Source organism: Bifidobacterium sp. ESL0775 (assembly GCF_029395475.1).
Lineage (GTDB): Bacteria > Actinomycetota > Actinomycetes > Actinomycetales > Bifidobacteriaceae > Bifidobacterium.
This window is the reverse complement of record NZ_CP113917.1, coordinates 740,809-760,670: the sequence shown is the minus strand read 5'-3', so window position 1 is coordinate 760,670 and position 19,862 is coordinate 740,809. Positions and strand designations below refer to the sequence as shown.

General features: G+C 58.9%; 15 protein-coding genes and 1 riboswitch. Of the genes, 2 read left to right on the top strand and 13 right to left on the bottom strand.

The window, feature by feature from the left end; translation table 11 throughout:
• Nucleotides 1-180: 180 nt before the first annotated feature.
• From hisD to OZX73_RS02525, 11 genes are all read right to left on the bottom strand, one after another.
• Nucleotides 181-1,578 carry a histidinol dehydrogenase gene (gene hisD / locus OZX73_RS02575; protein WP_277150394.1) on the bottom strand — a complete coding sequence of 466 codons (1,398 nt, stop codon included), beginning with the start codon at nt 1,576-1,578 and terminating at the stop codon, nt 181-183.
• Between the two features lie 201 nt (nt 1,579-1,779).
• Nucleotides 1,780-5,337 (bottom strand): DNA polymerase III subunit alpha, encoded by a 3,558-nt coding sequence (gene dnaE / locus OZX73_RS02570; RefSeq protein ID WP_277150392.1) that lies wholly within the window; start codon nt 5,335-5,337, stop codon nt 1,780-1,782.
• Nucleotides 5,338-5,553: 216 nt separating this feature from the next.
• Complete coding sequence (locus tag OZX73_RS02565; RefSeq protein WP_277150390.1) at nt 5,554-6,480, bottom strand: RluA family pseudouridine synthase; 927 nt, start codon at nt 6,478-6,480, stop codon at nt 5,554-5,556.
• Nucleotides 6,477-7,043, bottom strand: coding sequence for a signal peptidase II (locus OZX73_RS02560; RefSeq protein ID WP_277150388.1), 567 nt, complete (start codon nt 7,041-7,043; stop codon nt 6,477-6,479). The genes OZX73_RS02565 and OZX73_RS02560 overlap by 4 nt, the downstream gene beginning before the upstream one ends.
• 13 nt (nt 7,044-7,056) lie before the next feature.
• Nucleotides 7,057-8,325 (bottom strand): DivIVA domain-containing protein, encoded by a 1,269-nt coding sequence (locus OZX73_RS02555; RefSeq protein WP_277150386.1) that lies wholly within the window; start codon nt 8,323-8,325, stop codon nt 7,057-7,059.
• Between the two features lie 94 nt (nt 8,326-8,419).
• The gene (locus tag OZX73_RS02550) at nt 8,420-8,698 is read right to left on the bottom strand and encodes a YggT family protein (protein ID WP_277150385.1); all 279 of its coding nucleotides are present in this window, start codon (nt 8,696-8,698) and stop codon (nt 8,420-8,422) included.
• A 6-nt stretch (nt 8,699-8,704) separates the two neighbouring features.
• Nucleotides 8,705-9,190, bottom strand: coding sequence for a cell division protein SepF (locus OZX73_RS02545; RefSeq protein ID WP_277150383.1), 486 nt, complete (start codon nt 9,188-9,190; stop codon nt 8,705-8,707).
• Nucleotides 9,191-9,214: 24 nt separating this feature from the next.
• The gene (gene ftsZ / locus OZX73_RS02540; protein WP_277150892.1) at nt 9,215-10,411 is read right to left on the bottom strand and encodes a cell division protein FtsZ; all 1,197 of its coding nucleotides are present in this window, start codon (nt 10,409-10,411) and stop codon (nt 9,215-9,217) included.
• Between the two features lie 366 nt (nt 10,412-10,777).
• Nucleotides 10,778-12,091 (bottom strand): tRNA dihydrouridine synthase DusB, encoded by a 1,314-nt coding sequence (gene dusB / locus OZX73_RS02535; RefSeq protein WP_277150381.1) that lies wholly within the window; start codon nt 12,089-12,091, stop codon nt 10,778-10,780.
• Between the two features lie 375 nt (nt 12,092-12,466).
• Nucleotides 12,467-13,987: a glycine--tRNA ligase gene (locus OZX73_RS02530; protein ID WP_277150379.1), complete on the bottom strand. Its 1,521-nt coding sequence runs from the start codon at nt 13,985-13,987 to the stop codon at nt 12,467-12,469.
• Between the two features lie 657 nt (nt 13,988-14,644).
• On the bottom strand, nt 14,645-15,952 hold the full coding sequence (locus OZX73_RS02525; RefSeq protein ID WP_277150377.1) for a hypothetical protein: 1,308 nt from the start codon (nt 15,950-15,952) through the stop codon (nt 14,645-14,647).
• A gap of 210 nt (nt 15,953-16,162) precedes the next feature.
• Nucleotides 16,163-16,266: riboswitch (TPP riboswitch) on the top strand.
• A 118-nt stretch (nt 16,267-16,384) separates the two neighbouring features.
• Between OZX73_RS02525 and OZX73_RS02520 the strand changes: the two genes are divergently transcribed.
• Nucleotides 16,385-16,762, top strand: a complete 378-nt coding sequence (locus OZX73_RS02520; RefSeq protein ID WP_277150375.1) for a thiamine-binding protein — start codon at nt 16,385-16,387, stop codon at nt 16,760-16,762.
• An 87-nt stretch (nt 16,763-16,849) separates the two neighbouring features.
• On the top strand, nt 16,850-17,905 hold the full coding sequence (locus tag OZX73_RS02515) for a LacI family DNA-binding transcriptional regulator (protein ID WP_277150373.1): 1,056 nt from the start codon (nt 16,850-16,852) through the stop codon (nt 17,903-17,905).
• A 386-nt stretch (nt 17,906-18,291) separates the two neighbouring features.
• On the opposite strand, the gene OZX73_RS02510 is transcribed toward OZX73_RS02515, so the two are convergent.
• Both OZX73_RS02510 and recO read right to left on the bottom strand, forming a co-directional pair.
• Complete coding sequence (locus OZX73_RS02510; protein WP_277150372.1) at nt 18,292-19,092, bottom strand: isoprenyl transferase; 801 nt, start codon at nt 19,090-19,092, stop codon at nt 18,292-18,294.
• A gap of 1 nt (nt 19,093) precedes the next feature.
• The gene (gene recO / locus OZX73_RS02505; protein WP_277150369.1) at nt 19,094-19,816 is read right to left on the bottom strand and encodes a DNA repair protein RecO; all 723 of its coding nucleotides are present in this window, start codon (nt 19,814-19,816) and stop codon (nt 19,094-19,096) included.
• Between the last annotated feature and the right edge of the window lie 46 nt (nt 19,817-19,862).

Below are 19,862 nucleotides of genomic sequence, written 5' to 3'. Positions count from 1 at the left end.
ACGTAGACAATATAAATAATATATATCATTGGTGGTTTCAAGCCTTTAACGACCAGAAAATCACGGTTTCATGGAATAAAATAATTTGCCGTTCATACCATAAAACAAGTAAACAACAAAGCGGTTTTGCCGAAACCGGAGACCGGAACGACAAAACCGCTAAAACTTCAACCAAGCGCGCTACTTGCGCAGACCGGCCTTGCGCTCCTGCTCTTTGAGCGTGGCCTTGTCATACGGGTCGTCGACGAAGCGGCTCAGGACGCACTCGCCGTGGGCCGGAAGGTCCTCGGAGACGGCGAAGGCGTTGATCAGCGATGCCAGCGGCTTCAGGCCCTGCTCGTCGTATTCGATGACCTCGACGGGCTTCATGAAGGTGTGCACGCCAAGACCACAGGCGAAGCGGGCGGTGCCGCCGGTGGGCAGCACATGGTTGGAGCCGGACATGTAGTCGCCCAGCGGAACCGGCGAATACGGGCCGCAGAAGATGGCGCCCGCGTTCTTGATGCGCGGCAGGACCTCTTCCGGGTTCTCGGTCTGGATCTCCAAGTGTTCGGCGGCATAGGCGTTGGCGGCGTCGATGGACTGATCGAGCCCGTCGGTGAGGATGATGCCGGACTGGCGACCGGTCAGCGAGGTGGCGACACGCTCGTGCGACATGGTGCGCGGCACACGCTTATCAAGGCTTTCCTGGGTCTTCTTGGCCAGTTCCTCGCTGTCGGTGATCAGAACGGAACCGGCGAGCTCATCGTGCTCGGCCTGGCCGATCAGGTCGGCGGCGACCCAGCTCGGATTGGCGGTCTTATCCGCGAGAATGGCGATCTCGGTGGGTCCGGCGACCGCGTCGATGCCGACGATGCCGGAGACCATGCTCTTGGCCGTGGCCACGAAGATGTTGCCGGGGCCGGTAATCTTGTCGACCGGCTCGCAGAGCACTTCGCCGTCCTGCGGCTCGGAACCATTGGCGCCGTAAGCAAACATGGCGACGGCCTGTGCCCCGCCGACCGCGTAGACCTCGTCGACGCCAAGGATAGCGCAGGTGGCGAGGATGGTCTTGTTGGGCAGGCCGTTGTTGTCGGCGCTCGGGGGCGTGGCGATGGCCAGCGAGGAGACGCCCGCGACCTGGGCCGGCACGGCGTTCATGATCACGGAAGTCGGGTAGACCGCCTTGCCGCCGGGCACATACAGGCCGACGCGCTCGACGGAAATCCAGCGCTCGGCGACGCGCGCGCCTTCGGCCAGGTCGGTGTAGAAGTCCTTCGGCACCTGCGAATGGCAGACCTTGCGGATGCGGCGCACCGATTCCTCGATGGCGGCGCGGACCTCCGGGTCCAGCTCCTTGAGCGCGCTTTGCATCGCCTCGGCAGGCACGCGCAGGTCGTGCGGACGGATATGGTCGAACTTCTCCTCGAAATCGCGCAGGGCCGCGGCTCCGCGGGCCTTGACGTCGTCGAGGATGGGGCGCACAGCGCTGCTGGCTTCGTTCGTGCCCATCTCAGCTCTGGGCATGGCTTCAAGCATCTGTGCTCTGGTGAGGCGCTTTCCGCGCAGGTCAATGATTCTCATGGTGTTATCGCTCATACTTGTCTATCGTATGCCACGGGCGATACCAGTATTCCCTCACACTCGTATCGTGAGATAAGTCACTTCCATCACTCACGATGCGAGACGAAACCGTCCAAAAATCGTTTTTCCCAAGCCATCACGCCTTGCGCTGAAACCAGACAAACAACAATCCAAGAAATATGTAATACATTATCCAAGATCGTGCGCGTCACGCTCTCACGACGCAGGCAGGCAGCGCGGCCCAAACAGGATCTTGATCTCGGCGAACAGCGAGGTGTCGCGCTTGATGCGGAACTTGTCGCCGAAGGTGAGCACCTTGGCGTTGCCGTCGGAATCCATGATGGCGAGCTTGACCTCGCAAATGCCCGGATGGTGGGTGAGCACCTGGCCGAGCTTCATGACATGCGGCCGGTTCAGCGCGGCTTTCGGCAGGGTGATAACCAGCGGGCGCTCGTCCTCGGCCTCCAGGTTGGGGACGGTCATCTCGGTGGCGCGCAGGCTCACCGTCTCGTCGCGTTGCTCGACGAAGCCGCGGACCTGCACCACCTCGTCGACGGCCATCTGCTCGACGGCGGCGGCGTAGACACGGCCGAAGAACATGCACTGGATGGAGCTTTCCATGTCCTCGATGGTGACGATGGCCCAGGGGTTGCCCTTCTTGGAGACGCGCCGGTCCACCGCGGTGATGAGCCCGGCGATGGTGACCATGCGCCGCTCGTCCATGTTCGGAGCGCTGTTGATCAGCTGCGCGATCGACATGTCGCGCAGGCCGTTGAGCACGGCGGTCATGCCGGAAAGCGGGTGGTCGGAGACGTAAAGGCCGAGCATCTGGCGCTCGAAGTTGAGCCGGGTCTTCTTGTCCCAGTCCTCGATATCGGGCACGGTGACCTGCGCGTCGCCCATCGCGTCGTCGCCTCCCCCATCGCCGTCCATGTCGGCGAAGAGGTCGAACTGCCCCTCGGCCTGCTTGCGTTTGAGGCTGATGACGGAATCGATGGCGGACTCGTGGATCTGGAAAAGCGCACGGCGGTTCGGGTCGATGGAGTCGAAGGCGCCGGCCTTGATCAGCGATTCCACGCTGCGCTTGTTGAGCGCCTCCAGCGAGACGCGGCGGATGAAGTCGATGAAGTTGACGAACTTGCCGCGTTTGCTTTCGCGTTCCTTGATGATGTCCTCAACGGCCTTGTCGCCGACGTTGCGGATCGCGCCCAGGCCGAAACGGATGATGTTGCCGACAGGCGCGTACTCGAGCCGGGACTCGTTGACATCCGGCGGCAGCACCTGGATGCCCATGCGCCGCGCCTCACCCAGGTAGAGCGCGGTCTTGTCCTTGTTGGTGCGCTCATTCTGCAGCAACCCGGCCATGAACTCGACGGGGTAATGCGTCTTCAGGTACGCGGTCCAGTAGGAGATGAGGCCGTAAGCGGCGGAATGCGCCTTGTTGAACGCGTAGCCCGAGAACGGCACGAGGATGTCCCAGACGTCCTGCGCGGCCTTCTGCGAGTAGCCATGCTCCTTCATGCCCTCGAAGAACGGGACCTGCTCCTTGGCCAGCACCTCGGGCTTCTTCTTGCCCATCGCGCGGCGCAGCACGTCCGCTCGGCCCAGCGAGTAGCCGGCCAGTATTCGCGCGGCGGACTGCACCTGCTCCTGGTAGACGATGAGGCCGTAGGTCTCGTCAAGCACCGGCGCGAGTGCCTCGGCCACCTCATCGTTGATCGGGGTGATCTTCTGCAGGCCGTTCTTGCGCTTGGCGTAGTTGTTGTGCGAGTCCATATCCATCGGGCCCGGGCGGTAGAGCGCGATAAGCGCGGATATATCGTTGAAGTTATCGGGCTTGAGGCTTTTGAGCAACGCGCGCATGCCGTCGCTATCGAGCTGGAAGACGCCGAGGGTGTCGCCCCGGGTCAAGAGCTCGTAGGTCTCCTTGTCGTCCAGCGGGATCTTGGTGTAGTCGATGGGCTCCTTGCCGTTGATCTCGATGTTCTTCAACGTGTCGCGGATGACGGAGAGGTTGGAGAGGCCCAAAAAGTCGTTCTTCACCAGGCCAAGCGTCTCACAGGTATGGTATTCGAAGGTCGTGGTGATGGTGCCGTCGGTGCGTTCCAAAAGCGGCGAGGTGTCGGTGATTGGCGTGGCCGACATGATGGTGGCGCAGGCGTGCACACCGGTCTGGCGGATCAGGCCCTCGATGCCCTTGGCCTGCTCCACGATGCGCTTGGCGTCCGGGTCGGCGTCATACAAATCACGGAACTCGCGCGCCTCGGCGTAGCGCTTGGAGGTCGGGTCGAACATGTCTTTGAGGCTGGCGTCCTTGCCGTTCTTGCTCGGCGGCAAGGCCTTGACGATGCGGTCACCCACGGAGAACTCGTAGCCCATGATGCGCGCGGAGTCCTTGATGGCCTGTTTGGTCTTTATGGTGCCGTAGATGACGCACTGCGCCACCTTGTCGTGTCCGTATTTGTCGGCCACATAGTCGAGCACCTTCTGGCGGCCCTCGGGGTCGAAATCGATATCGATATCAGGCAAGGAGACGCGTTCCGGGTTGAGGAAGCGTTCGAAGATCAGGCCGTGCTTCAGCGGGTCGAGTTCGGTGATGCCCATGGCGTAGGCCACCATCGAGCCTGCGGCGGATCCACGTCCGGGGCCGACCATCACGCCGTGCTCCTTGGCCCAGTTGATGTAGTCAGCGACCACGAGGAAGTAGCCGCAGAACTGCATCTGGCAGATCACGCCGCACTCGTAATCGGCCTGTTTGCGCACTTCCTCGGGGATGCCGTCCTCATAGCGCCGCTCCAGGCCCTGCTGCACGTCGTGCAGGAAGAGCGAGGTCTCGTCCCAGCCTTCGGGGCAGTCGAAGAGCGGCATGAACGCGCCGTCCTCATGGTCGTCGAACATCACGTTGCAACGCTCGGCCACCTCGAGCGTGTTGTCGCAGGCCTCGGGCAGGTCCTTGAAAAGGGCGCGCATCTCCTCGGCCGACTTGATGTAGTAGCCGGAGCCGTCGAACTTGAAGCGGTCCGGGTCGTCCAAGTGCGAGCCGGAGTTGATGCACAGCATCGCGTCCTGCGAGCCTTGGTCGGCCTCGTGAACGTAGTGAGAATCGTTGGTGGCGATGATGGGCGCGCCGAGGTCTTTGGCGATCTTGAGCAGGTCGGCGGAGACGCGCTTTTCGATTTCGAGATTGTGGTCCATCAGTTCGACATAGAAATTGTCACGCCCGAAGATGTCCTGCAGCTGGTGCGCGGCACGCAGGGCCTCCTTGTATTGGCCCAAGCGAAGCCGAGTCTGTACGATGCCTGACGGGCATCCAGTGGTGCCGATGACGCCTTTGTGATACCTTTCCAGAACCTCGTAATCCATACGCGGCCACTTACCAACGCGACCCTCAAGATTGGCCACGGACGAGGCCTTCATCAGGTTGACCAGGCCCTCGTCGTTTTCGGCCCAGAGGGTCATGTGGGTGATGAAGCCGCCGCCGGAGACGTCATCGCTGCGCTGGGATTCGGTGCCCCAGTGCACACGACCCTTGTCCGTCCTCGAAGTCTCAGGGGTGACGTAGGCCTCGATGCCGATGATCGGCTTGATACCGGCGTTTACGGCCGTGCTCCACATCTCGTAAGCACCGTGCATGTTGCCGTGGTCAGTGATGCCGACGGCGGGCATATCAAGCTCTTTGGCGCGGGCGACCAAGTCGGGAATCTTGGACGCGCCGTCGAGCAACGAATAGTGCGTGTGATTGTGCAATTGAACAAAGTTTCCCGATTCAGCCATAAGTTCCACGATACCGACTCGGTCAGACTCGTCCAACCAATATCTAATTAACTTTTCTCGTTAAACTCATGACGGTCGGAGAGTCGGGCATACATTGTCCGGGACGCTCCTTGGCCGCTCGGCCGTGTCTTACGCCCGGCCAACGCATGCCCGCCTCTCCGACCTTAACCAAATTAATCAATATTCAACAACAGCTGTAGGCGTAACCTTTTTCATCTACTCTTTTTCGCACTTATCCTCGCGCACGACGTTGAGGGCATGAGCCAAATCGGCGGGATAGCGGGACGAGACCGTGGTCCAGACGTGGGTGCGGGGGTGGCGGAATTCCAGGCGTATCGCGTGCAACCATTGGCGGGTCAAACCCAGGCGCTCGGCGAGCACGGGGTTCGCGCCATACATCGAATCGCCCACCAGCGGGTGGCCGATGGAGGAGAAATGCACGCGGATCTGGTGGGTACGGCCCGTCTCGAGGTTGACGCTCACCAGCGTGGCCTCGCTGAAGCGTTCGAGCACATCCCAATGGGTGATGGCCTTCTTGCCCAACGGCGTGACGGTGAAACGGAAGTCGGAGACCTTGGCCCGGCCGATGGGCGCCTCGATGGTCGCCTTGTCGTGGGTGAGGTTGCCTTGCACCAGCGCGTGGTAGATCTTGACGACCTCGTGATGGGCGAATTGACGGCGCATCTCGCGGTAGGCCAGGTCGGATTTGCATACCAGCATCAATCCGCTGGTGCCGACGTCGAGCCGGCTGACGATGCCCTGCCTGCCGAGGGCGCCAAGCGAGGTGATATGGGTGCCGCGTGCCAGAAGGCTGCCGAGCACCGTGGGCCCGGTCCATCCGGCGGAAGCGTGGGCCGCCACACCAACCGGTTTGTCGACCACGACGACGTCCTCGTCCTCGTAGACCACGGCCATGCCTTGGGCCAACGGCTCTGGGTCCGGGTCCTTCTCCACGATGTCGAATTCAACGGTGTCGCCGCTGGCGAGGATTCCCGATTTCGAGACGTGCCGTTGTAATACAGATACTTCACCGGCCTCGATGAGCTCGACGGCCTTGGAGCGCGAGACACCCAGCATCTTGGCCACGGCGACATCGAATCTCTTGCCGACCAAGGCATCCGGGGCAGGCACCAGACGACTCATCGGCCGTCCGCTCCTTTATCTTGGGGAGTTTGGGTTCGGGTTTCGCCTTGCTCGTCTTGCACGGCGAGGTCCTTCTTGCTGAATGGCACGCTGGCCAGCAGCAGGACGACGATCATCACCGCCGCCACGCCAAGCTCGATATCGGCCACATTGCCGACGGACCAGCCGTAATTGAGGAAATCGACCACGGAACCGTTGAGGAACCCATGGGCGAAAATCACGCGGTCGATGAGATTGCCAAAAGCCCCAGCAAACGCAAGCGTCAGCGCCGCGGTCCACCACAGCGAGACCGTCGTCAACGCCAGATACACCAAGACCACGCACGCCACCAGCGCCAAGCAGGAGATGAGCCATGTCACCGACGATCCCATACCAAGCGACGCTCCGGGGTTATGCACCAACGTCAGCCCCAGCAGTTTCGGGATGACCACGACGGTGGTATGTGAACTCAGCTCGGCCTGTGCCCACAGCTTGGTCAGGCGGTCAAGCAGGAGCGCCACCACCGCCACGATAACGAAAACGGCCACACGAGTGCGCGGCCGTTTGGGTGATACATTCTTCATATCGATGGCCGAATCAGTCCTTGGATTCTTCCATCTTGTTGTAGGTGCTCGTATCGCTCACCTGGGAGACGAGCTGGCCCAAGAACTCGGTCAGGCGAGTGCGGTACTCGGTCTCGAACTGCTTGAGGCTCTGGATGTTGGCCTCGGCGACCTTGGACTGCGAAGCGAGGTTCTCGCGCACTTCCTTGGCGTAGGAATCGGCCGCGGAACGGGTCTTCTGATCGTAATCGGCGGCACGGCGCTGCACTTCGGACTCGTAGGCATCGGCGACGGTGTGCTTCTGCTTCTCGTATTCCTCGGCGCCGCCACGGATCTTTTGCGCGTAGGTGTCGGCTTCCGAACGGACCTGCTTGGAATAATCATCGGCCTTGCCGCGAGCTTGCTTGGCATATTCGTCGGACTCGTTGCGGGTGCGGTTGGAATAATCGTTGGCCTTGTTGACCAGCTCTTGGTACTTGGTCTGGCTGGCTTCGGTGATCTCCTTGGCCTTGGCCTTGCCCTTGTCGACGTACTGGTCGTGCAGCTGCATGGCAAGCGTGAGCATCGCGGTGGCGCGCTCGGGCTCGCTGGCGGCACCAGCCGCGGCGCCGGCGATCTTCTGCAGGCTGCCGGTCTCGGCGCTCGGCTCAATCTTGGAGACCTGGGCGCGAAGCTCGTTCTCGCGCTGCTTGGATTCCTGCAGCTGGCGGGAAAGGTCCTGAAGCTGGCGGGACTGCTCGCTGGCGTTGGAAAGCTGCTTCTTGGCCTGCTCGAGCTCACGGGAAAGCTTCTCGTTGCCGCTGCGGAACTCATCGCGCTCGTGCTGGACGGCGGCGAGCTGGTTGTCGACGTCCTTCTTGCCCGCGGCCTGCGCGGCCTGGGCGGTGAGCTGGTCGATCTGCGCGTTGAGGCGATCGACCTGGTCCTTGAGCTGCTTGTTCTGCTCGGCCAAGCCCCTGTTGCTCTCCTCGGCTTCGGCGAGCTTGGAGGCGGCGACCTTGGCGGCCTGGTCGTCGGCGCTGCCGGTCTGCTGGCTGGCGGTCTTGAGCGTCTGGTTCTCGCGGCTCAACGCCTGCACCTGCGAGGTGAGGTCGGAAATCTTCGAATTGAGCTTGCTGACATCCGGTCCCAGCGACTGGGTCGACTGGCCGTTGCCGTTCGCCATCGCCTGCTTGCCGAGAGCCTCTACGGTCTCGGTGACCTGATCGAGGAAATCATCGACCTCTTCGACGTCGTATCCCTCTTTAAAACGTACGGTTTGGAAGGCATGTTCCCTGATATCCTTCGGCGTTAACAGTGCCATAAACTTTTACACCTCACTTTGGGCATAATGCCTCTAATATTGACTCTTCGGATAAATGCTACACCACCCAGTGTACCCTTGCGAAACCGCCAATTCAGATAATCACTTCAAGCACGGCGATGATGAACCACAATATCATCGGCGTGACGTCCAGGCCCATATTGCCAAGCCTGATGGGTGGAATGAAACGCTGCAGCCAGCGCAGCGGCGGGTCGGTCAAGATATAAAAGACACGGATGATCGAGCCAAGCACGTGGCCGGGGCGCCAACGTGGCGCGAGCACGAACACCCAGTCGATCAGCACCCTGATGAAGAGCACCGTCCCGTAGAGACCAAGGAGCCAGCGCAGGATGGAGAGAATCAGAAAGAGCATAGGACCTCAGAACAGGCCGTCGCTGGCTTCGTCGGACTGGGACTTCTCGACCTTGATGTTGACCTGGGCCGGGCTCAGCAGAAAGACCCTCGGGGTGACGCGCTCAAGCGAGCCGCGCACGCCGAAAACGACGCCCGCCGAGAAATCAACGATGCGGTAGGCCACAGCCTCGGAGACGTCGGTGAGGTTCAGGACCACGGGAATGCCGTCACGGATGGCGCGGCCGACCTGCTGGGCGTCCTCATATGACTTCGGGTGGATCGTGGTGATGCGGTTCATACGACCTGCGGGGAACGGTTTCGAAGCGCGCGAAGTCATCGCGGAATCCTGCGAGGCGGCGGACGTGGTGTGCTGCGTGATCGGCGTCACGGTGCTGTCCGAATCGAAATCGGAGGACGTCGGCTCGTCATCGTCCTGGGCGTCGACGTCATCGTCATCGACGACATCGGTCATGCCCAGATAGGACATCGCCTTTTTCATGTATCCAGCCATCAAAAAATCCTTTCGTCTACTTGCTTACCGCAGGAAATCCGGGATGTCGAGATCGCCGGGGTCATCGGGCGAAGCGGACTGCTCGGGCTCGTCGTAGCTCGTGTCTTCCGGGGTGTGCGACACGGTCGGCGTATCCAGATCCGGCACCTCGCGCACGAGCGGTTCGTCGTCGGAATGATAGGAGTGGCGTGCCGGCGAGTCGGTGCGATGGGGAGCGGATTTGGCGGCATCATCATCGGAATCCTCGGCGTCCTTCTTGCCTTCGGCGTCGAATCCTGCCGCGATGACGGTGACGCGGACCTCGTCGCCGTAAGCGTCGTCCAAGGCGAGGCCCCAGATGATTTGAGCTTCAGGGTGGATGGCCTTGCGCACCAGTTCGGTGGCGTCGCTGGCTTCCTGAAGCTTCAAGTCGGTCGGGCCGGCGATGTTGATGAGCGCGCCATGGGCACCTTCGATGCTCTCTTCCAGGAGCGGCGAGCTGATGGCGATTTCGGCGGCCTGGGTGGCGCGGTCCTCGCCGCGCGCCGAGCCGATGCCGAACAGCGCCGTGCCCGCGCCGCGCAGGATCGCAGTGACATCGGAGAAGTCGACGTGAATGTAGGAGTTCATCGTGATCAGGTCGGTGATGCCCTGCACGCCGGCCAGAAGCGCGGTGTCGGCAGTCTTGAAGGCGTCGACGATGCCGATGGTCTTGTCGGAAAGCTCAAGGAGACGGTCGTTCGGGATGACGATCAGCGCATCGACTTCCTTGCGCAGGTTCTCGATGCCGAGCTTCGCGGAGGCCGCACGCTGCGGGCCTTCGAAAGCGAACGGACGGGTGACCACGGCGATGGTCAGCGCACCCTGCTGGTGAGCCGCACGCGCGACGATGGGGCTCGCGCCGGTACCAGTGCCGCCGCCTTCGCCGCAGGTGACGAAGACCATGTCGGCGCCCTTAAGCGCTTCCTCGATGTCGGATTGGTGGTCTTGCGCGGCCTTGGCGCCCTTTTCGGGGTCAGCCCCTGCGCCCAATCCTCTACTGGAGTGATCGCTCAGGGAAATCTTGACATCCGCGTCGCTACGGAGCAGGTCTTTCGCGTCGGTATTAATCGCTACAAATTCAACGTTCTGCAAGCCTTCGGCAATCATTCGATTGACGGCGTTACCACCGGCACCACCGACACCGACCACCTTGATGCTCGTCTTATCGTTGAAATTGTCATTCGGGGCAATCTCGCTCACCATAGTCTCCTGTCACTTCACGGTTATGCCTATTACTCTATCGCAGAACACGCCTACATTAAGACTATTTCCCGGTGTGTACCACAACTTTTTTGGATTTTTATCAATTTCTGCTGTTCGGACCTTATCAATAGGTTTCTTGCAGATTCAAAATAAATGTGCTTGGGGCTGGGATATGCGATGTCAGACCGTAAAGACTCGGCCTGTGTAAAATCAAAGATTTTACCTTCGCGCTCAATACATCGCGCTCACTTCGCCTACAAGAAGCCCACAGGGCTTCCTGCTTCACGGCTCAGCCCGGAGCGTGTCGGACATTGTATATCCCAGCCCCAAGCACCGCCACACTTATTTCTTACTAATCATCAATCAGTAACTGGCATCCATGGGGTCGTCACCGAAAAGCTGCTCGCGCTCTTCATGGGTGGTGGTGCGCGAATCGAACCAGCCGTAAGGGACGTGGACCTTTTTCGCGTAGCGAACACGGCCGCGGGGCTTATCTGTAATACGTTCTGGATACGTGATGGACGGGTCGAGTTTGTCCATCACTTTTCTGACATCGTCCAACGTCTCCGATTCCATGAACTCGCGACGTGTATTGCCACCGACCGGGAAGCCCTTGAGATACCACGCGATGTGCTTGCGCAGGTCGTGCACGGCCATCGTCTCGTCGCCATCGTAGAAGCGCAGTAACAGCTGGCCATGGGCCATGATGATCTGGAAGACACCGCCGAGCGTCGGGCTGAAGCGTTCGTCGGAACCGGCGAAGGCGTGTTTGATATCGGAGAAGATCCATGGCCTGCCCTGGCATCCGCGCCCAATGGCGACGCCTGCGCAACCAGTCTCACGCACCATTTCCAACGCGTCCTCGGCACCCCAGATATCACCATTGCCGAACACCGGGATATCGACGGCTTTCACGAGTTCGGCGATACGGCTCCAATCGGAATGGCCACCATAATATTCGGCGGTGGTGCGCGCATGCAGCGTGACAGCCGCACAGCCTTCGTCTTCGGCGATACGAGCCGCGTCAAGGAATGTAGTGTGATCGACGTCAATACCGACGCGGATCTTTGCGGTCACAGGAATATTGGCATCGCTGCACACTTCAACCACACGATGGATAAGCTCGCGGAAGAGGTCAGTTTTCCATGGCAACGCGGAACCACCGCCGCGACGAGTGACCTTGGGCACCGGGCAGCCAAAGTTGAGGTCGACGTGATCGGCCAGATTGCCATGGACCACCATCTGGGCGGCCTGGGCGGTGATGTTCGGGTCGACACCGTAAAGCTGCAGCGAGCGAATTTTCTCCGTCGGCGCGAAGCGGCAAAGCCTGAACGCCTTGGGATTGCGGGCGACCAGCGCACGCGCGGTGATCATCTCAGCGACATATAACCCATCGGGACCGTATGCACGGCACAGCGTTCGGAACGGCCAGTTGGCCACGCCCGCCATCGGAGAAAGCACAACCGGGGTCTCGATATGCAGCGGCCCCAAATCGACTGGCGCGATCTTCGGCAACGGCTTGCCATCATCAGCGGCTTCGTATTCGCCGTCCTGCGCACTGGTCTCACTGGAATCAAGCCCAGGCAATCCCTTGAGCACCTCGTCCCAACCGTCATCAAACCGCTGCCGAGCCTCCGAATAATCCACCCGGCTCAGCCATTCCTTAAAGTCCTTCACGTATCACCTATTTTATTTATCTACTATTCGTCAAAACAATACTTCAACTGACGTGCTTGGGGCTGGGGCATACAATGTCCGACACGCTCCGGGCCGCTCAGGCCAAGTCTTTACGGTCTGACATCGCATGCCCCAGCCCCAAGCACTCAACACATTCTGACTCTCTGCTGCTTGATTGCCAACATCTGTACATGACCATTTTGAGTCCAAAAACAAACAGTTGAATTCCGTTGAGTGTTGGGTGTCGGGATATGCGATGTTCGGGCGTAAGACACGGCCGAGCGGCCAAGGAGCGTCCCGAACATTGTATATCCCGACACCTAACAACGTCAGTTGAAACTTATACAGTTTTATCGACTAGTTTCCCAAAGCGACTTAGTAGAGTCCACCAGCCTCTGCTACCTTGACCGGAGCAGATTCGTCCACGCCGGACTCCTTGGCGAAGTCTACGCCGCCATCGGCTGCGGTGGTGCCGACGATGGAGGCCGGGCCTTCGGGATAGCGCACACGCTTCTCGCCGATGCGGTCGGCGATGTACTTGGCCACGTTGTCGAGGTCGACGCGCTCCTGCTTCATCGAGTCGCGTTCGCGGATGGTGACTGCGTGGTCGTCGGTGGTGTCGAAATCGACGGTGATGCAAAGCGGGGTGCCGATCTCGTCCTGACGACGGTAACGGCGGCCGATGGCTCCGGTCTCGTCGTAGTCGATCATCCAGTCGTGCTGACGCAGTTCGGCGGCCAGGTCGTGGGCGATGCCCTGCAGCGGCGCCTTCTTGCTCAGCGGGAAGACGGCGGCCTTGACCGGCGAAAGCCTCGGGTCGAGACGCAACACGGTACGGCGGTCGACGCCGCCCTTGGTATTCGGCGCCTCATCGACTGCGTAAGCGTCCACGAGGAAGGCCATGAGTGAACGGGTCAAGCCTGCGGCCGGTTCGATGACGTAAGGAATGTACTTCTTGCCGCTAGCCTGGTCGAAGAAGGTGAGGTCCTCGCCGGAATACTCCTGATGCGCGGAAAGGTCGAAATCGGTGCGGTTGGCCACGCCTTCGAGCTCGCCCCAGTCGGAGCCCTTGAAGCCGAACTTGTATTCGATGTCGACGGTGCGCTTGGAATAGTGCGCAAGCTTCTCCTTGGGATGCTCATAATGGCGCAGGTTCTCCGGGTTGATGCCGAGGTCGGTGTACCAGCGGGTGCGGGTGTCAATCCAGTACTGGTGCCATTCCTCGTCAGTGCCGGGCTCGACGAAGAACTCCATCTCCATCTGCTCGAACTCGCGGGTGCGGAAGATGAAGTTGCCCGGGGTAATCTCGTTGCGGAAGGACTTGCCCATGTTGGCGATGCCGAACGGCGGCTTGGAGCGCGAGGAGGTCATAACGTTCTTGAAGTCCACGAAGATGCCCTGCGCGGTCTCCGGGCGCAGGTAGTGCAGCGAGTTCTCGTCATCCACCGGCCCGAGGTGGGTGCGAAGCATCATGTTGAAGTCACGCGGTTCCGTCCACTGGCCGCGGGTGCCGCAGTCGGGGCAGACAATCGATTTGAGGCCGTCTTCCGGCATCTTGTCGCCATGCTTCTCGGCGTAGGATTCCTCGAGCTTGTCGGCGCGCTGGCGCTTGTGGCAGTTGAGGCATTCGATCAGCGGGTCGTTGAAGACCTTGACATGGCCGGAGGCCTCCCAGACGGCGGAAGGAAGAATAATAGAGGTGTCGACGCCGACGACGTCACCGCGGGTGACCACCATCGAACGCCACCATTCGCGCTTGATATTGTCCTTGAGCGCGACACCGAGCGGGCCGTAATCCCACGCGGAGCGCGTGCCACCGTAGATCTCCCCCGCGGGGAACACGAAACCACGACGCTTGGCCAGCGATACGACTTCATCTAGTTTGGATTGAGCCACGACACACCTTCCGCTTATCGGCTTTAATCAGCCGTTCTAAGAACCAATACTCGTGTGCCTACTTTATCGACATAGCGTGACAGTAGACAGCTTTTAGAAACTCAGAGACAGAAACAAATTTCCGAATCTTGTACCCTAATACCCCATATATCAACTAATACATACATCCGTATTCAGTAGAGGAAAGGCGGCCATATCAGACAACCTATTTAGATTGAGATATGACCGCCGATTCGACACTTTCGCTTTATACGTAGTTTTCAATTATCGAAACATTACTGTTGGAAAATTACGTCTAAAAACGAAATCAGCTCTATGCCTTATTCCACTTATACGCTGGTATCTTTCCGGTTGAGTCTCAGCTTACCCAGTCTCCCGATTACATGCAGATTCCACACGCTTAGGACAACGGCTAAAACCGTGGGGATAATCAGGTTAAGATACCACGTCATGATAGGCAACAGTGGACAAGTCAGCACACACGCGATTGGGAAAAGCGAGAAACCAATTCTACTTAACCGAGCAGGCATTTTACCATCAAATCTCGTAGTTAATTCATCAAATGGACATGCCCAAACCAGAATCGTACCGGCCATTGCAAATCCCATGAATATCAGCCATGCAATACATCCAACGTTAATCATAAAATGCTGCATCTTATCTCCAGATAATGTAGGACAATATTCTCCAACATCCTCCTATACCCAATGCATTAAGGATAAGAGCACCGCTGTTCCGCAAGGCCGCCTTCGCCGCGGCTTTCAGTGAACCATTGATATTTACCGGATTCCCCCCACTCGTCACAAATGACAAAATGGCACTGACCAAATTCCACCCATATCGATTAAATAGTTGAGCCAAGGCCGATTGTGGTCGCGCATGCCGTGCAACATATAAAACACGGGAGACTTTAGACGCGGCTACCGCAAACGAGCCAATACCCATTGCGCAGCTGGCTGCATTAGCCACCCACCACCACCAACTCGGATCTGCAGTGACAGGGAATGCCGTATCTGTACTGCTTTCCACAACTTGGGTAAGGGTATTCCCAGAAATCTTATAGTGCGTGGGAATTGACATGCCATTGGCATCCACCGCCCAAGGTGTAGAAATGGTAGATACAATTTGCTCTGTTGTCACCGCCTTGGTTTTTTCCTCTGGAATTGCAGCCAGCTCAGCAAACTGCTCATCAGTAAGTTGGACAGTGTCAGTGGAATCGCCAATCACACTTTTGACAGCGTTTTCATAACGCTCAATCTCTGATTGTGGTGCAACTTGAGCGGTGACCGGAGCTTTCACATACACGGAGCCATCTGTTTGCTGCTCGAATTTCGCCCCTTTTGGAAGGCTATAAGAAAAGGGAATTTCCTTAGGAGCATCTTCGTTGGCAAGTATGGCTACAGTTTGAATCCCCTTGTCCGTGGCTGAAGTGACTGTACTGGTTGCGTTTCCCTGATCGCTGCTGACCACGGAACCATCCACCAAATTGGCACCGTCCCCATCACCAATTGGTTTAATTGAAACAGCTACACCTGAGGAATTAGTAGAAGTCAATGTTCCAGAACCATCCACATTAATCTTTCCAGCCTGAATCTCGGCTTCGGCCTGCTTCGAACCCTTTCCGACTTGATCAGTCTCTTTCAGATCGACAATATTTGCGGCAGAAGCCGCTTGAGCCAAATCCAGTGCCGATGTTGCATCGTTCGGATTGTAATTACCCGCCGCATCTGCGATTGCCGCGACATCGTTCGACCGACCTATTCTTTCAGACGAAGACACGACAGGAGGAGCAAGCGTGTCCTCTGCAACCTTACCCAACGTCAAAACATCAGTATCGCCCGCCGTGTCTGCCATCGCTTTTTCAGGACTAGCAATAGCCAATACCATGCACATAGCCAACGCAACGACGAAACCAATAGCCGCAATAATTCCGCTTCTCGGCGCTCTGAAACCTCTCATCATCATCTCCTTCTATTCTGATTTAAATTCTTCTGAATGAAGAATTTAAATGAAAATACCATAACCCGAAAAAACTGTCAAAACCTAAAGAACCGATGTAGAACAACCGCGCAAAGTACCGTGATTAACGCGTCTTGAATAAAGTATTTCTACGATTTCGAACTTTCAATTGGCTCGTCGAATACGTCAGTATGTCCGTGCGGCCACCTACCGTACAACTGCAAGCAGGGGAACCCGGCAGCGGGTTGAGAGTGGCGAAATCGCCAGACCCTTTGAACCTGATGGTCAACACCAGCGTAGGGAGCGATTTATGGACAATACGTCATGATTCATTACCATGAAGTGGTTATTCGACCCTCAATCCATTCTCATAGCCGGTCATAACCACATAATAGCCATTCAACAATCATAAGCAATACAACAAACAAGGAACATACTATGAGCAACCCAACCAACCGCAACGCCGTAAAACAGACCGTCCCAACCGACCCGGAAACCGGCAAACCCTACATCAACACCGTCGCCGCAGTGGCCATCGCCCCGTCAGGCACCGGTTCCGAGGCCAGTGAGTACGTGGCGCAGGCGGTAAACGTCATCCGCGAATCCGGCCTGCCCAACGAGACCAACGCCATGTTCACCAACATCGAGGGCGACCTCGACGACGTGCTCAAAACCGTGCGCGACGCGACGATGGTCCTCGCCGAACAGGGCTATCGCACCGGCGTCACCCTCAAACTTGACATCCGCCCTGGTTTCTCCGGCCAAATCAAAGAAAAGCAGAAGCTCGTTGACGAAATCCTGAGTCAAACGAAATAAACCACTGTTTGCCGCGGAATAGGTGGATAACGCAAAAAGCCGTCATGAAGTTTTATTTCGTCCTCAAAGGGGTATAAATTTAAAACCATGCTGACAATGAAAAACGTCGCGGAGAAGGCCGGAGTTTCAATCTCCACTGTCTCCTTGGTACTCAACAACAGAGATGCCGGACGTGTGAAGCCCAAAATCGCCACGAAGGTGCGGCAGATCGCGGATGAGCTGGGTTACAAGCCCAATCCGATGGCCCGAAGCCTGCGCACCAGCAAGACCGGCATCCTTGGGTTCATCGCCGAAGACATCTACAACATTCCCTACACTGCGCAGACCCTCCAGGGCGCGCAGGACGCCGCAAGCCATTACGGCTACATCATCCTCTTCGTCGACACGGACGGTTCGGCGAGCCAGGCCGAGCAGATCAACGTGCTCCAGCGCTACGGCATGGACGGGTTTCTCTATTCCAAGCCTTCCAGCCAGGTCACCGAAGTGCCGGAGGACCTCGTCCATTCCCCGCTCGTGCTCATCTCCACCAACACCGTCGACAACCGCTTCCCCATCGTCGAGCCGGACGAGTTCGCCATCGGCTACGACGCCACCAAGAGGCTGATCGACGCCGGCGCCAAGAAGATCGCCTACATCGGCAACGACGAGCCGACCATCGCCCAGGCCACCCGCATCGAGGGCTACCGCAAGGCCATCAAGGAGGCCAAGATCGGCTTCGACAAGGACCTCGTGGTCAACGTCTCGCAGGATGGCGAGGCCCTGCGCCGCGTCTCGGAGCTTTTCGACACGGAGAAGCCCGACGCCTTCTTCTGCTATGATGACGCACGCGCCTGGTACATCTACGAATGCGCCGCACGCCGCGGCCTGACGGTGGGCAAGGACATCTCCGTGATCGGTGTGGGCAACAACAGCAACGTCGCCGACACCTTCTCCCCCAAGCTCACCACCATCGCCATGCCGTATTACGAAATAGGCTATTGGGCGGTGTGCAAGCTGGTCTCGCTGATTGAGAAGCGCTCGCTGGGCAACGACCCGTTTCCCAAGAACCTCATCGACCTGCCGCCGATCAACTCCGCGATCCCCGCCTGCATCCACTGCCAGCTGATCGAGAACGAGTCGGTGGTCGGCGCGAACAAGGGCTGATTTCGTTATGACTCCGGTTCGATGTTGAATCGGCGATTTTTCTTCCGGCATGTGGCTTCTCCGCGATGTGCCGGTTTTATTTTTCGGATTTTGTCTGGTTTCCTCATTGCTATTGTTAAGTCGCCGGCGCGGGCCTCACACCCGCGACCGGCAACCAACACCCAACCAACCTGGCTTGAAACCACCCAGCACGGCGGCCCCGAGCACAACCAAGACTTCCTGCCCGGAATCCAACACCCCGGTCAGGAAACCAACAGGGTGCCGGCACGACAATAAACCCAAACCAACCTCCGTGCCGGCACCCTTCCACTCTAATAAATTCGACACGAAATACAAATCCCACGCACGATATGGTTACCTGGCTGACGGGATTTACGCGGTTATCATCATTTTGTCTTGTTTTTGACGCCGCCGAAACGACGGTCGCGGTGGACATAGTGGTCGATGGAGCGCCAAAGCGCCTCGCGGCCGTAATCCGGGAACAGCTCGGGGGCGAAGTCGAGCTCGGCGTAGGCGGCCTCCCATGGCAGGAAGTTCGAGGTGCGCTGCTCGCCGGACGTGCGGATCACCAGGTCGCAATCGGGGATATCGGGGTTGTAGAGGTGGTCGGCGATCATCGACTCGGTAACGCGGTCACCGCTGATCTTGCCGTCGCGCACCTCACGCGCGATGGCCGCCGCGGCGTCGGCGATCTCGGAACGGCCGCCGTAGTTGATGCAGAAGACCACGTCGATGGTCGAATTGTGCTTGGTGCGCTCCATGGCGACCTCGAGCTCATCAATCACCGATTTCCATAGCCTCGGGCGGCGGCCGGACCAGCGCACGCGCACGCCCCACTCGTCCATCTGGGCGACGCGGCGATGGATGATGTCGCGCGAGAAGCCCATGAGGAAGCGGACCTCCTGCGGGCTGCGCTTCCAGTTTTCGGTGGAGAAGGTATAGAGGCTCAGGTAGCGCACGCCCGCCTCGATGGCGCCGGCGATGGTGTCGAAGACGACCGGTTCGGCCGCCTGGTGGCCATGCGTGCGGGTCATGCCGCGCTGCTGGGCCCAGCGCCCGTTGCCGTCCATGATGACGCCGACGTGGCGCGGGACCTTGTTTTTCGGGAAGTCGGGAATGATCGAAGGGTCGGAGAAAGGCGCCGCCGGAACGTCAAGCGACGTATAGTCCACGTGTTCAAAAGCCATACTACGAATCTAGCAATTTCAGCGAGCGAATGGGGCGTTCGAGGTAATATTCTCCCCATTCTTCAACAAATCGACGAATTTCGGCCTTGAGCGGGGCGCGGTCGAGCACGTTCCAGTCGCCTTCGACCAGCGCCTCCATCTGCTCGCGGCCGTCGAGGTCGATGCGTTGGGAATCGGGCGTGTGATCCGTGGAGCAGAGGATGCCGCCGGAAGCCACGGAGAAATAATCGAGGTCATCGCGTTTGCCGCACACCGCGCAGGACGCGAGGCGCGGGGTCCAGCCGGCCTGCGCGAGCGCCCGCATCACGTAGGAATCGCTGATCGCCTCGGCCGGGTGACGCGCACGGGCGAGAGAGGCAAGCGCGGAGATCAGCAGCATGTATTGATTTTGCGCGGGCTCATGTTCCGTGGAGACAAGCTTGTCCGTAGTCTCGGCGATGACGTTGGCGGCGGTGTAGGCGTCGTAATCCACGCAGATGCGGGCGGCGTACGAGGAGATCGAGGCGGCCTGCGAGACGACGTCGAGCGAACGGCCCTCGGCGATCAGCAGATCGTCGCGCATGAACGGCTCAAGCCTGCCGCCAAAGCGCGATTTGGTGCGGCGCACGCCTTTGGCGACCGCGCGCACCTTGCCATGCTGTTTGGTCATCAGCGTGAGGATGCGGTCCGCCTCCCCCAGTTTGACAGTTTTCAGCACCACGCCTTCGTCCTTATACAACGCCACTGAAAACCACCTCCCCAGATTCACTGATATCCGAATAAATCGCGTC

Bases quoted from the DNA above. Each gene is read 5' to 3' on its own strand.
- OZX73_RS02555 (WP_277150386.1), bottom strand. From the start codon at position 8,325: ATGGCACTGTTAACGCCGAAGGATATCAGGGAACATGCCTTCCAAACC.
- OZX73_RS02510 (WP_277150372.1), bottom strand. From the start codon at position 19,092: ATGGCTTTTGAACACGTGGACTATACGTCGCTTGACGTTCCGGCGGCG.
- OZX73_RS02565 (WP_277150390.1), bottom strand. From the start codon at position 6,480: ATGAGTCGTCTGGTGCCTGCCCCGGATGCCTTGGTCGGCAAGAGATTC.
- OZX73_RS02545 (WP_277150383.1), bottom strand. From the start codon at position 9,190: ATGGCTGGATACATGAAAAAGGCGATGTCCTATCTGGGCATGACCGAT.
- OZX73_RS02520 (WP_277150375.1), top strand. From the start codon at position 16,385: ATGAGCAACCCAACCAACCGCAACGCCGTAAAACAGACCGTCCCAACC.
- OZX73_RS02550 (WP_277150385.1), bottom strand. From the start codon at position 8,698: ATGCTCTTTCTGATTCTCTCCATCCTGCGCTGGCTCCTTGGTCTCTAC.
- dnaE (WP_277150392.1), bottom strand. From the start codon at position 5,337: ATGGCTGAATCGGGAAACTTTGTTCAATTGCACAATCACACGCACTAT.
- OZX73_RS02525 (WP_277150377.1), bottom strand. From the start codon at position 15,952: ATGATGATGAGAGGTTTCAGAGCGCCGAGAAGCGGAATTATTGCGGCT.
- OZX73_RS02560 (WP_277150388.1), bottom strand. From the start codon at position 7,043: ATGAAGAATGTATCACCCAAACGGCCGCGCACTCGTGTGGCCGTTTTC.
- OZX73_RS02515 (WP_277150373.1), top strand. From the start codon at position 16,850: ATGCTGACAATGAAAAACGTCGCGGAGAAGGCCGGAGTTTCAATCTCC.
- hisD (WP_277150394.1), bottom strand. From the start codon at position 1,578: ATGAGCGATAACACCATGAGAATCATTGACCTGCGCGGAAAGCGCCTC.